Source organism: Poriferisphaera corsica (genome assembly GCF_007747445.1).
Classification (GTDB): Bacteria; Planctomycetota; Phycisphaerae; order Phycisphaerales; family Phycisphaeraceae; genus Poriferisphaera; species Poriferisphaera corsica.
In genome coordinates, this window is sequence record NZ_CP036425.1 from 358,128 (window position 1) to 370,635 (window position 12,508).

Annotated in this window: 12 protein-coding genes; 6 read left to right on the top strand and 6 right to left on the bottom strand. The window is 49.8% G+C overall.

Features of this window, described 5'->3' with window-relative positions; genetic code table 11:
• Positions 1 to 114 precede the first annotated feature (114 nt).
• The 3 genes from KS4_RS01410 to KS4_RS01420 all read left to right on the top strand — a co-directional run bounded on the left by KS4_RS01410 (position 115) and on the right by KS4_RS01420 (position 3,181).
• On the top strand, positions 115 to 954 hold the full coding sequence (locus KS4_RS01410) for a chlorite dismutase family protein (protein ID WP_200761454.1): 840 nt from the start codon (positions 115 to 117) through the stop codon (positions 952 to 954).
• Positions 955 to 1,075: 121 nt separating this feature from the next.
• Positions 1,076 to 2,521, top strand: a complete 1,446-nt coding sequence (locus KS4_RS01415; RefSeq protein ID WP_145073536.1) for a UTP--glucose-1-phosphate uridylyltransferase — start codon at positions 1,076 to 1,078, stop codon at positions 2,519 to 2,521.
• Positions 2,522 to 2,791: 270 nt separating this feature from the next.
• Entirely contained in the window at positions 2,792 to 3,181 is a 390-nt protein-coding gene (locus KS4_RS01420; RefSeq protein ID WP_145073540.1) for a hypothetical protein, read from the top strand.
• 72 nt (positions 3,182 to 3,253) lie between these two features.
• Here the strand turns inward: KS4_RS01420 and KS4_RS01425 are convergent, their stop codons facing one another.
• The 6 genes from KS4_RS01425 to KS4_RS01450 form a co-directional block, all read right to left on the bottom strand.
• Complete coding sequence (locus KS4_RS01425; protein ID WP_145073543.1) at positions 3,254 to 5,236, bottom strand: hypothetical protein; 1,983 nt, start codon at positions 5,234 to 5,236, stop codon at positions 3,254 to 3,256.
• Positions 5,237 to 5,868: 632 nt separating this feature from the next.
• Positions 5,869 to 7,218 (bottom strand): acetylxylan esterase, encoded by a 1,350-nt coding sequence (locus KS4_RS01430; RefSeq protein WP_145073546.1) that lies wholly within the window; start codon positions 7,216 to 7,218, stop codon positions 5,869 to 5,871.
• Between the two features lie 161 nt (positions 7,219 to 7,379).
• Positions 7,380 to 8,357 (bottom strand): alpha/beta fold hydrolase, encoded by a 978-nt coding sequence (locus KS4_RS01435; protein WP_145073549.1) that lies wholly within the window; start codon positions 8,355 to 8,357, stop codon positions 7,380 to 7,382.
• A 159-nt stretch (positions 8,358 to 8,516) separates the two neighbouring features.
• Positions 8,517 to 8,873, bottom strand: coding sequence for a hypothetical protein (locus tag KS4_RS01440; RefSeq protein ID WP_145073553.1), 357 nt, complete (start codon positions 8,871 to 8,873; stop codon positions 8,517 to 8,519).
• 25 nt (positions 8,874 to 8,898) lie between these two features.
• Positions 8,899 to 9,237 carry a hypothetical protein gene (locus KS4_RS01445; protein ID WP_145073556.1) on the bottom strand — a complete coding sequence of 113 codons (339 nt, stop codon included), beginning with the start codon at positions 9,235 to 9,237 and terminating at the stop codon, positions 8,899 to 8,901.
• Positions 9,238 to 9,518: 281 nt separating this feature from the next.
• On the bottom strand, positions 9,519 to 9,764 hold the full coding sequence (locus KS4_RS01450) for a hypothetical protein (protein WP_200761455.1): 246 nt from the start codon (positions 9,762 to 9,764) through the stop codon (positions 9,519 to 9,521).
• 287 nt (positions 9,765 to 10,051) lie between these two features.
• Here KS4_RS01450 and ribH point away from each other — a divergent pair, with 287 nt between their 5' ends.
• From ribH to KS4_RS01465, 3 genes are all read left to right on the top strand, one after another.
• Positions 10,052 to 10,531, top strand: a complete 480-nt coding sequence (ribH, locus tag KS4_RS01455; protein ID WP_145073562.1) for a 6,7-dimethyl-8-ribityllumazine synthase — start codon at positions 10,052 to 10,054, stop codon at positions 10,529 to 10,531.
• Between the two features lie 130 nt (positions 10,532 to 10,661).
• Positions 10,662 to 11,141, top strand: coding sequence for a transcription antitermination factor NusB (gene nusB / locus KS4_RS01460; RefSeq protein ID WP_200761456.1), 480 nt, complete (start codon positions 10,662 to 10,664; stop codon positions 11,139 to 11,141).
• Between the two features lie 438 nt (positions 11,142 to 11,579).
• Positions 11,580 to 12,452, top strand: a complete 873-nt coding sequence (locus KS4_RS01465) for a PIG-L deacetylase family protein (RefSeq protein WP_145073566.1) — start codon at positions 11,580 to 11,582, stop codon at positions 12,450 to 12,452.
• The last annotated feature ends 56 nt before the right edge of the window (positions 12,453 to 12,508 follow it).

Here is a 12,508-nt window from a genome sequence, read left to right on the forward strand (position 1 = left end):
ATTAGGGTTTGCTGCAAGCGGGTATGGGATAGTGGGTAAATCTGTCTTGTGAGTGCGGTTTTAGCGTGATTTTTGTATTTGCTGAGAGTTGTTGGGGGGGGTATCCTTCGGGGTATGAGTGAGAAACGCAATCATATACAGATGGGTCATGGGCATGGAGAAGCTCATGGCGGGTCGGCTCAACATGGTTCTGGTGGAGGAGGGAAGCCGGGTGGCAAACCTGGTGGGATGCCAGAAGGGATGGGGGGGATGATGGGGGGAGAGAAGCCAGATCTGAGAGAGAAGGGGGCGAACGGGCAGGCGACGGATCGTCGTTTGTTTATGCAGTTGCTTGTGTTTACGGGGTGTTTGGATACGGATGAGTTGGTGAAGGCGCTTGAAGCGTCGGGGATTCAGGCGGTTTTGTATGAAGATGTGAATGATCCGCAGGGTGTGGGGCTGTTGACGATGAGTGAGGATGAGGGATTTTTTGTGGGTGAGTTGAGGGGTTTGTTGAAGCAGCGGCCGTTTGATGAGCTGTTGCTTGTGCCGGAGTACACGATGTTTGGGCGGTCGTATAGTTTGGGATATGAAGCGGAGTTGGAGGATGGGCTGGTTGATCGACCACGGCGATATGTGATGGATGAAGATTGGAAGTGGGCAGTGTGGTATCCGCTGCGAAGGGGCGGCGCGTTTGAGCAGCTTGATGAGAAAGAGCAGATGGGGATTTTGCGGGAGCATGGCGCGATTGGTTTTGCGTATGGCCGTGGTGGTTATGCGAAGGATGTACGGCTTGCGTGTCATGGGATGGGCGGTGAGGATAATGATTTTGTGATTGGTGTATTGGGTCAACGGCTGCATCCGTGCAGTGCGATTGTTCAGCGGATGCGGAAGACGCAGCAGACGTCGCTGTATTTGGAGAATCTGGGGCCGTTCTTCGTGGGACGTGCGACTTGGCAGAGTGGTGTGAAATAAAAGTAAAAAAAGGAATTGCGTTTTCGGAGTTATCTGGACGTGATTGGGTGTCTTGTTGTCTGAGTAGTGCAAACGACGATTAGACAGAAACATCAAGAAGTTTTTACTGGGGTTTTAATTCATGGATCAGGCAAGCAGGTTTGAGGAACGTTTTGCGGCGGCGCTATCGAAACTCGAAGCGATCGGGCAGGCGCATGTATTGACGTTTTATAATTCATTGGACCCATCGAGCAAGTCACGGCTCCTGGATCAGATCGAAAAAATCGACTGGGATGAAGTGGCGCGTTTGCGTGATACGCATGTGCTGAAAGATCCGGAGTTGAAGATCGCGGAATCGATTGAGCCCGCGCCATATTACCCGTATGTTCCAACGGAAGATTTGAAGGGTAAATATGCGGAGGCGAAAGAGCTTGGTGAGAAGCTGATCGGTGAGGGTAGGGTTGCGGCATTTTGTGTGGCTGGTGGACAGGGGACACGATTAGGATTTAGCGGGCCGAAGGGGATGTATCCCGCGACGCCGATCCGTGAGCGGTCGCTGTTCGAATGTTTTGCTGATTACATTCGAAATGTACAGAAGAAATATGGTTGCCGTGTGCCGTTTTATGTGATGACGAGCCCGCTGAATCATGCGGAGACGGTGAACTATTTTAAGTCGAATGATTATTTGGGATTGGATGAGAAGGACGTCATGCTTTTCCCGCAGGCGATGATGCCGGCGATGGACTGTCAGACGGGTAAGGTGTTGATGGCGAGTGTTGATTCGCTGGCGCTTTCGCCGAATGGTCATGGTGGATCGTTGAAGGCGTTGTATACGAGTGGCGCGATACAGGATATGCGTGAGCGTGGGGTTCAGCAGATTAGTTATGTACAAGTTGATAATCCGTTGGTTCGATTGATTGATCCGTTGTTTGTTGGGTTGCATGCGATGGATGGGGCGGAGATGAGTTCGAAGATGCTTGAGAAGCGTGATGCTTTTGAGAGGGTTGGGAACTTCTGCTTGAGCGATGGTCGGATGAGCGTGATTGAGTACTCGGATATGCCTGAAGAGTTGGCGGTTGAGAAGACTGATCAGGGTGAATTGAAATATTGTGGCGGATCGATAGCGATTCATATGATGAGTGTTGGGTTTGTTGAGAAGTTGAATAAGGGTGGGTTTATGTTGCCGTTCCATCGTGCGGACAAGAAGGTGCCGTACATGGATATGGAGAGTAAGCTGCCGGTGAGTCCGCGTGAGCCGAATGGTGTGAAGCTTGAGACGTTTGTGTTTGATGCGTTGCCGCTTTGCAATGTTTCGATCGTGTATGAAACGCTGCGTGAGGATGAGTTTGCACCGATTAAGAATGCGGACGGGCCGGGTGTGCTGGATTCGCCTGCGACGAGTAAGCAGATGCAGACAAATCGTGCGGCGAAGTGGTTAGAGCAATATGGGGTGAAGGTGCCGCGAGATTCGAATGAGAATGTGGAAGCTGTGATTGAGATCAGTCAGCTGACAGCGGTGTGTGCGGAAGATCTTGAGGGGCATCCGATGCCGAAAGAGATTGCACGCGGAGCGGAGATTGTGATTTAGATCGTTTTGCGTGGTTATTCATGTGCTGACCAGTGAGTCGGTTACATGAAACGAAGGTGTTTAATTGATCCTTCACTGCTGTTATGCACTGGCAAGATCTATAGGTAATCACGCGAACTCCTCTAATAGATTGATAGATTAAGATTTACTGAACCCGCAGCTGAAATGATGCGGGTTTTTTACATTGTATGCACAGGAAAATCTTGGAGAGTGGCGAGGTATAGACTGTTAAGATGGGGTATGTTAGGATGCGCTGGTGTGGGGCGGGTCGTGAGTAGAACAGGAAAATTGCTGGTAAAGGAATATGCGATGCGCGGATATATGATGTTGCTATTGATGGCATTGGCGATGATGGGTGGGTGTGCGAGCATGCAGGAGCGTGCGTTAGTGAAGGATTCGATCGTTGTGGGTGCGGGTTTTGAGGTGGATTACACGGCTCCGATGGATGGTAAGGTTTATTATTATGATCGTACGAGCCATCGGATTATTATTACGAAATCGTTGAAGAAGGGTGAAGGGTTTCATGTGGTGTCGGGGCCGAACGATCAGCGGTTGCAGTCGATTTTGGGAGTGGAAGCAAGGAAGGCCAGGATGTTGCTTTATTTCCGGCCTGATGCCTATGCGACACCGCAGTATAATTTGAATGATGCTGCATACTAAATGAAATATGGGAAGTGAAAAAGCTCACCAATCGGTGAGCTTTTTTTGTGTCTTGTGTTTTTTGTTTTGATGTTAATGTGTTTGAGTTTTGAGTGTGTTGAGTGATTCGAGTAATTCGGTGCATGCGATGAGAGACATTGCGGAGGGGGCGATGCCGATACGGTTATCCCATAGGCGGAAACGGACGGCTCCAACAACGCGATCAGGGCTGGGGATGTAGAAGGTTGATTCAGGTTTGAATGTGATTTGATCAATGAAGCGGGCGGCGAGTGATGCGGTGAGGATCCAACCGAAAGCATCGCGTGATTCTTTCATGCCGGGCTCGCGGAGGCCGATCGCGGTGAGCGCGAGGATTTGTGCGGTGTTCCAGGATGGGTCTGGTGCTGCGTCGAGTGGCAATTTGTAGAGCTCAAAAGCGCCGATGACATCAGGGGGGCCGATGCGCGGTGGTGAGATGATTTGCAGTGCTTGGAGTTTTTCAATTGCGTTGCCGAGGGATTGTTCACGGTCGACGAGTGCGGCAGCGAGTTGCTGATCGTTCTCAGGGTTGATGATGGAATCAACGCGTGAATGTGCGAGTGCGAGCCAATATAGGGTCGAGAGATTGAGGTTCTTTTGGGTCTGATCCCAGAGGTGGTCGAGCACGGTGAGGGTTTGAACTCGGAGGGCTTCGGTGCGCTGTTGCTCGTAGGTTGTGGCGAGGGCGCCTGCGATGAAGGCGAGTGTGGGTTGTTCGACACGTGGGGATTCGGGGTCGGCATCAATGCGGTATGACCCGTCAGGGTTGGCACATGCGTTGAGATTGGCGATGAGTGCGTCACGAGTCGGGCCCATGAGTGATGCGCGCGGTGATTGGATGACGTTCATGAGTGCGAGTGCGAGCTCGACGGAGGTCGGTGCTGCATCTGGTTTAACAAGGTCTTCCGCGATGAGTTCAGCGGTATTGCTGGCGAGGTCTGCGAGTTTGTCGATGATGGGATTGGTGTCTTGTTGGCCTAGCAGGTGGCGGTGGTAGCGGAGGACGGCATAGGAAGCGAGGAGAGATTGTTGTTTGTTGGCGAATGCAGGTTTGTAAACATTTTGAACGGGGAAGAAATCGCCACGAACTTGGTTGTCTTGGGTGAAGAGTGTTTGCAGGTGTTCGGTGATGTCGTCGGCGAGGTTGCGTACATCTTGATCGCCGATGCCGTGAGGAGGGAGGAGGACATTGCCGCGAACAAGGTTGACGGGTTCGAGGCCGGGTTGAGGTTGAACAAATTGGATGACATCAAAGCGTTGGAAGTCGAGGCCGTTAGGTTGGCCGATTTTATTTTGTTCATGAAGCGAGAGGCCGAGGTTGATGAGAAGACGAGAGATCTGATCCTTGGGGAGGACGCTGTTGATGAGGACATCGTTGGGCCAAATGAAGGCTTCAGATTTATCGCCGGCTTTGGGTGACGGGTTGGTGAGGCGGAGGCCGTGAAAGCCGGGAGCGAAAGAGGTGTAGATGGATTGCGGCATCTTCTGGCCGGTGAGATTGATTTCGGCGAGTTCGTGCGCGATTTGGATGTCGACCTGAAGGTCGGCAGCGATATCTTCGAATGTGGGGGTTGGCTCGTCAGCGTTGATCCAGCCTTTGGCAACGGCATCGATACGATCGTTAATAATTTTGCGGCGGGTATGGGTGAAGGCGTCACTGGCGGCAAGTGAGAGTAGTGGTGCGAGGTCGTAGGCTTGGCCGGGGTTGTTGATGAGCGTGTTGAGGTTGGCCCGGAAGGCGGTTCCTTGGCCAAATGTTTCGCCTGCGCTGCGAAGCGTGACGCGGATGCCAAGGAGGTTGGTGACTGAGATACGAGGTAGTTCGAAACTGTTCTCGGGGACTTTGGCGTCTTCGAGCCAATTGTTGACGAGCCGGTAGGCCTGCATGGCGTTGGAGAGATCGACGAAGGGGGCCTCGAGCTCCTGGTCGAGTGGGAGGGGGGCGCCAGCAGGTGGCGAGGAAAAGTTTTGAGCTGTCAGGGCAGGGGTGATGGCAAGCAGGAGGGCGATGGTGAGTGTGATGATTTTTTGAGACATCGATCTGGGATCGATGTTGCTTAAAAGCGACATCCGGCTTGAGTCGCATGAGTCTGAGGTCGTTAGATTCTTCACGTAAATGCCTTTCCAGCAGCTATTTAACTTGATTGCATGGCTTTATGGCCAATCTTTGGCATGGCTCTTGATGATATCAGGTATCCAAGCCACTGCGGAGAGAAACCATGCTGAGGAAATTGATCATTGATTTGAGCAGCGAACAGGCTGCGAACCGACGCAAGATCCTGATTTTAGCGATTCTGACTTTCGTCGCACTTTGCTAGATTGTGGTTGAAGTCGATGGGCTCGCCAAGGGGTTTTATCGGCTTAATGAATTCATCATGACCAATGCTTCACCCCTGCCTCGTGCTGACGGCAGGGGTGTTTTTTGAGCGTTGTCAGAGAATGTGCATTGTGTTGACCTAGCCGTTGTGTCCTTTTGCACGTTGCTAATGATTTACTTCTGATATCAACGGGCAAATCGGGATCGATTTAACGTAAAGACGCTCTATGGGCATACACTAATCCATATGGACGGCTGGAATAGTTATACGGATTCAAAATTGGGTCGGGTTTGATGAAGGCACAAAAAAAAGCCGCGATGAGGCGGCTTTTGTGGTCGTTTATATTGTTGATTACTGCATGTCTTTTACGTGTTGCATGATTGTCTGGTCGAATTCGGCTTGGAGGTCTTGTGGGAAGCTGTGTCCCATGAGCGGGCGATTGATGATGCGTTTGTTTTTGTGAGGGATGTTGTTGAAAGCGGTGTAGACCGAAGTGGGGCAGCATACATGATCGGCGAAGCCAACGGAGATGAGTGTTTGTGCTTGGATGAGCGCTGCGAAGTTGGCGGCATCGACGTAGCGGCTGGCGTCGATTGTTGATCGATAGGTGATGTCCTTTTCACTGTCGTTGGGTTTGTTCCATGAAGCCAAGCGAGGCCAACCGACCATCTTGCCGGCTTCGTATCCAGCGTGATCAGACATGGCGGGGACGGATGCGCAGATGAGTGTGATGTCGGGGTCGAGTCCGCCAGCGATAAGGGCTTGGCCGCCGCCTTGTGATGAGCCTTTGACGACGAGGATTTTGCCGTCCCATTCGGGCTGAGCTTTGATAAATTCGAGAGCGCGGATGAGTCGCATGTACATGCCGGTGAAGTAGGAGTCGTTGGGGTTGGTTTTACCGAAAGCGGGATAGCCTTTGAGGGGGCCGTTGGTTTGTTCTTGATAGAAGGAGGCGGGTTTGCCGTTGGGTAGGCCATGTGCGTTGAAGTCGAGGGCGATGAAGCCGAGGGAAGCGTAATAGGCGGGGATGCGAGATGAGCGAACACCTGCAGAGTGAGGGATGAGTATGGCGGGGTGAGATTTAGGTTTAGCGTTGGCAGGTTTAGCGTAGTAACCGGAGAGTGGTGAAGTGGAGGTTGTTGAGCCGGGGGTTTGGATTTGCAGGTCGAAGGCAAGGATGTTGCTGTCTTCAAATTCGACGGGTGTGAGGACCGGAGTCATGGTTGCGTTGCGGACGGTCTGGATTTTGCTTTGCCAGAACTGATTGAAGTCTTTGGGGAGTTTCGCGGTGGCTGGGATTTGGGTGGGGTTGATACCGGCGGCAAGTCGTTTGAAAACTTTGGTTTGTTTGGTGTTGTCAGCGTTGATGGGTTTGTAGGTGAGTTCGAGGCGGACGAAGCCGGGCTTGTCTAGACGTGTACGGATGAGTGAGGGTTTGGATGTGGTGGTGAATGTGCCGGTTCGGATCGTTTCGTAGCCATCGAGGCTGAGTGTGTATTGTATTTTGCGGCCGGTGAGGGCAGCGTCATTTTGATTGAGTAACTTGATGCGGAAAGTAATGGGTTCATTGGTTTGATAGATTGCATCAGGCTTCGTGCATGAGGCGTCAAGTCGAAGTGTGTCAGCGATGGCAGATTGCGCGGCCACGCAAAGTGTAAGTAATAAGAAAAGCAGGGAGCGATTTAAAAATTTCGCGTGCATGATAAAGTCCTGTCATTCGTGATGTTTGTTGCCAGCCTCAGCTAGGGGTTGCTGGGTTAGCTGGGGGTTGAGTTGATGGTATCAGATTCGATTGGGCGAGTGAATAGAAAAAGGCCGCGTGAAGCGGCCTGGTGTTTATATATTGATGTTGTGGTGACTGATTAGACGGGCTGAGCTACCATTTCTGCGATGAAGTGGATTGCGCGACTGGTCCAACCGGGGAGGTGTTCGTGCGCGAAATCGTGGTAGATAAGCATGTCTTTGGGGGCAGTGATTTTGTTGTAAGCGGCAAACTGTGTAGATGGCGGGCAGATGTCATCAAGCAGGGTTGCGGCGAAAAGGACTTTGCCGTTGATGCGGTCGACGAGGTTTTGGATATCGATATAGCCGAGACGGCGATACCATTTTTCCATGTTTTCGTGTAGTGGATCGTGATGGCGGAAGAAATCGGAGAGTTCGAAATAAGCGCCTTTACGAGAAAGATCCATATTCCAAACGCGCTGGAAATCGCTGAGGAATGGGAAGGAGGTTACGACGCGTTGGATGGAAGGTACCAGTGAAGCGCAAACGAGTGAGAGGGCGCCACCTTGTGAGCCGCCGTAAGTAGCGACACGGGTTTCGTCGATATCATCCATGGCCATCATGAGTTCTGTGAGCTGTGCCGTATCGAGGTATATATCACGGAAGAGGAGTTTGTCTTCGTGGTCTTCGAGTCCACGGATGATATGGCCGCGAAGGGTTGTGCCTTTTGCTCCACCAGAATCTTCGGATATTCCGCCTTGGCCGCGGACATCAAGCGCGACAACGGCCATACCAAGTGCAGTAAAGCGGAGATACTCATCCCAATCGGGTGCAGCGCCTGAATAGCCATGTAGCCAGACAACCAGTGGGATTTTTCCAGTGGTATTTTCAGGCTTCGCATAACGTGCATGAATACGCGCGTTATTGACGCCTGTGAACCAGACATCGTAAAACTTGGTGTTGGGGAGCTCGTAAGAAGAGGAGTCTAATTGTAGATTAGACTTTGTACTATGCATTTCATCTAGTGCGCGATCCCAGTATGCATCAAAATCATCAGGCTTGACACTACAGCCCTGATATTTTTTCAGTTCTTTAAGTGGCATGTCCAGTACGGGCATGGTCAACCTCCCAATATGTCATTGGTGTGCACAGACGAAGTATGGCTTCTGTTAGTCGCCCTCCCAATAAAGATGCATACCTTAGCGGATTCAGGCAAGCTGGTCTACTGATTTACTGTGATTGTGGGGCAACTGTGCTTGTGGGTAATGGGGGCTGTATTAATGTAATTTGAAGAGGATTTTGTCATTGTTGGGGTTGTTAAGATCCGCTTGATGGTGAAACACTGCGGGGTGCATGAGGTTAAAGGTTGCGTACTGGGGTTGCAATTGCATCGCCTCGTCAGAGGTTGGGGCATGGTCGTGCGGAGGGTCTTTAGCAGGTGTTTGTGTGTGATTGTGTGAATCGACCTGCGCAGCATTCGCTTTATCCGTTGAACGTAGATGGCGCGATTGCTTCAGAATGACGGGGCTACTTGCGGATATCAAGAAAGTAATGATGAGTATCGATATCACGATCACGCCGATCGCTTTATAGCGATGATGTGTTTTTCTGCTTTGTTTTTGTTTGGAATCCATCTCCTCACTCCTAATAGAGCTTTTCTTACTGTGAAGATGCTTCATGGCTTTGAGGTGTAATAACCGCTCGTTCGATCCAGCGCGGCCGCCTTAAATCATTGGTTGCGTTGCCAGGTTCTTCTATTTGGGGCGTATTCGCAGGGGGTAACGGAGCGGCATTGTTGTACGCATCACTAGGCCAGATCGTATCTTGAATAACAGTATTTTCGTTGTCGTATGTCACAGAGATCGCAGACAGCAATGCGATGATTAAGATCGTGATCAGCAGGACAGCGATTAGTGTCCATGGGTTCTGATCGCATTTATTACAGGGATCTTTTTGTGGTTGCTGTGCGTTTCGATGTATTGCAAGCGTCGTTCTCATGGTGATAGCCTCCAGAGAATGTGGCCACTTCTGTGGTCGTTAAATAAAGAAAAAACCCGTCTCTTCGGCCTGATATTGTTTGGTATGACAATATCGGGTCGTAGAGACGGGCGATTGTTGAATTGACAATCATGACATATTGCGGTGAAGAAGATCAGCCGCAAATTAGGCCATGATCTGTGAGTGATCCATCCGAACTATCTCACAGGCTGCGCAATCGTAGGCATCAAGGAAGGAAAGGAAAGCGCGAGGATAAAATTTTGGTCATTTCAAGTGAGATTTCAGCGGCCAAGGATGTCGAATGTTTCTGATTCGGGGTGAAGCTGCTCATATTCTTCGAGCTTTTCTGCTTGTTCTTTCGAGTTTTTAGAGGTCTGCTGATTGCTCTGACGATTAAATTTTGGTTTATCTGGGGAGCAAGCGGGTATGACAGAAATGGATATGAAAAGAATCGCGCAGACGGTCAGCCATGCTGAGATCTTGGCGTATTGCGGTATATGAGCATGTTTTTGGAGTGAGCTAATCATCATTATCGCTACGCATAACATCGGCTATATCTAGTACTTAAGTCGGTCGATATCATTACGGACTTCTACTGAATAGTAGGAGGAGACAACCAGCTTGAAGGGGCCTATTTAAGAGAAGAATGGGAGCAAATTGGATATTGTGGTTGTAAATTGTTCGTTGCCAGTCGTTTTGGCAACTCGATTCAAATACCGCTAAAATGCTCTATTCCGATCAGGTTGCGACATTTTGGTGGACGTTTGCATGCGTCCGGTCAGCCGCGACAGGTGTTTCAAGAAAGAGATATGTTATGGCTCAACAAGGCCCAAATAACCTCGAAGGTGATTTATTGGCAATCGATGCTCGTGTCGCAATTGTCACAGCTCGCTTCAATGAGTTCATTACGGATCGACTTACGGAAGCTGCGATCAATACATGGGAACGATTAGGTGGTAAGGCTGAAAATTTGGCATCCGTCCATGTGCCGGGCGCTATTGAGTTGGCTGTAACAGCTAAAAAACTTGCAGAAACAGGCAAGTATCAAGCGGTTATCTGTCTGGGCTGCGTCATTCGTGGCGAAACGGATCACTACGATCATGTTGTTGAGCAAACCGCGATCGGCGTTCGTGAGGTCGCAACGCAAACCGGTATCCCATGTATTTTCGGTGTACTGACCTGCGATACACTTGAGCAGGCCATTGATCGTGCGGGTACTAAAATGGGTAATGCAGGGCGTAATGCCATGATGACCGCAGTTGAGATGGCGAACCTCATGGAAAAAATCCGATAAACCGTCTGCACGCCTACGATAATTTCTTTTAAGGCAGCATCGGCTTCATCCATTATTGAACATGCCGCCACATCAATCAGCACTACATTGGCAGCTCTTCGATGAGTATACGCCACTGGATATATACGCAATGTCAAAGCAACGAAACACAAGACGCCTCGCGATGCAGGTTCTCTATCAGATCGATGTTACAGGTGAACTGGATCGAGATGAGATCCTGTCCAATATCGATAATGAATTCGATACACCAGATGTCTGCGCTAAAGCCGTTGATACAGCTCTCCATGCTTGGGTTACACATGGAACTTCAGATGAGCAAATTAGCCTTCTCGCGCCAGATTGGCCGACTTACCGCCAACCCCCTGTTGACCGAGCAATTCTTCGGCTTGCTTATTACGAAATGTCATCAGGTCAGACGCCTCCCAAGGTCGCAATCAATGAAGCAGTCGAACTTGCCAAGAATTTTGCTTCTGAAAACTCACCAGCCTTTATTAACGGTGTGCTCGATAAGCTCGCTAAAAAAGTGAAGCCGCGGCGAGTTGCTCCAGAGCCCCAAGAGCAGTCAGAGCCAGCCGATCAATGGCTTGATGATGCGAAAACAAGCGACTAACGCACTTCATCTTACGTAAGTTAACATTTGCCACCCAGCCAGTGCTGGGTGGTTATTATTTACTGCTTTTGAGCCGAAATCGCCACGCAGGAAAATTAATGAAAAATGCAGCCTATACCTCGTTGAAACGTTGCAGGAGCATGTTCAAAATCGTATCTTGTGAAATTATATAACACACGGTGTTTAGGCAATTTTTCGCAAAATAATTAGGAAAATATTCCACCTTTTATTTTGTGTAAATAGCCAATTTAAACCGGATCTATAAGTCCTGTATAATAGTAGAATATCTGTTTCGCAGGATGCGACAGAAATCAGATATCATGGATGAATGATACGTGCAAAAGCCTTATAAGCTGTATATATCAATGAAACAGCAGTAAGGCATCATCAGGATTTGATGGCGATTTACTGCCCGATATCAGGCCTGACGCTTGTATCATGCCCAAAACGCAAAGACAAGATCCGCTGAAAGGCTTATATAAGATGAGTTCCGATTTTCAACTCGTAAAGCTCGAGAATAACAAACGCGTCGTCAGTGAAAACTTCGCTGATATCCTCGCTGATTGGCAGCCTGGAAAAGAGTGCTTCCTTTTCGTCACGCCTCATGATGATGATGCTATTCTTGGTGGTGGCCTCATGCTCGACATGGCGCTCGCTAACAATATTCCTGTCTATATCCTCTGTGTTACTGATGGTTCTGCGGGTTACTGCACGCTCGAAGAAAAAGAAAACATCATCGAAGTTCGTGCTAAAGAGACATACGATTGCTATGAAGCCATGGGTGTTCCCACCGACAACATTGTCTGGATGGGTTTCCCTGATGGCCAGCTTTCGCAATACCTCGGCCGCCGCGAAGCTAAATCCGGTGACCCTTCACCTATCCAAGGCTATACCGGTCTTGTGAACTCTTTTGTATTCAATCTCCGAAAAATTCAGCCGACCCGCGTTTTCCTCCCTACCAACGCAGATCTTCACCCAGACCACCGCGCAACGCACTCCGAACTACTTATCTCACTCTTCCACGCAATGGGCGGCATCTGGCCAGAGCTCGGCCCATCGCTGCCTAAGCTCCCCAGCGTCTATGAGCTTGGTGTCTACTGCGATTTCCCCGAGCCCCCGCAAATACAACTCAAATCCACGCCCGAGCGACTTGAATCCAAAGTTAACGGCATCCTTAAGTTTGTTTCGCAAACTCAAATCGCAGCACTCATCGAAAACGTTCGTAAGTCAGGCCCATACGAGTACTACCGCGATCTTCAGTTCGCACTTTACTCACCTGACACCTACCACGAGCGTTTTGCTGAAAAATAAAATAAATCCAAAATCATACCGAAGTTCATCTTAATCGATCAGCTTCGGCTTTGAAT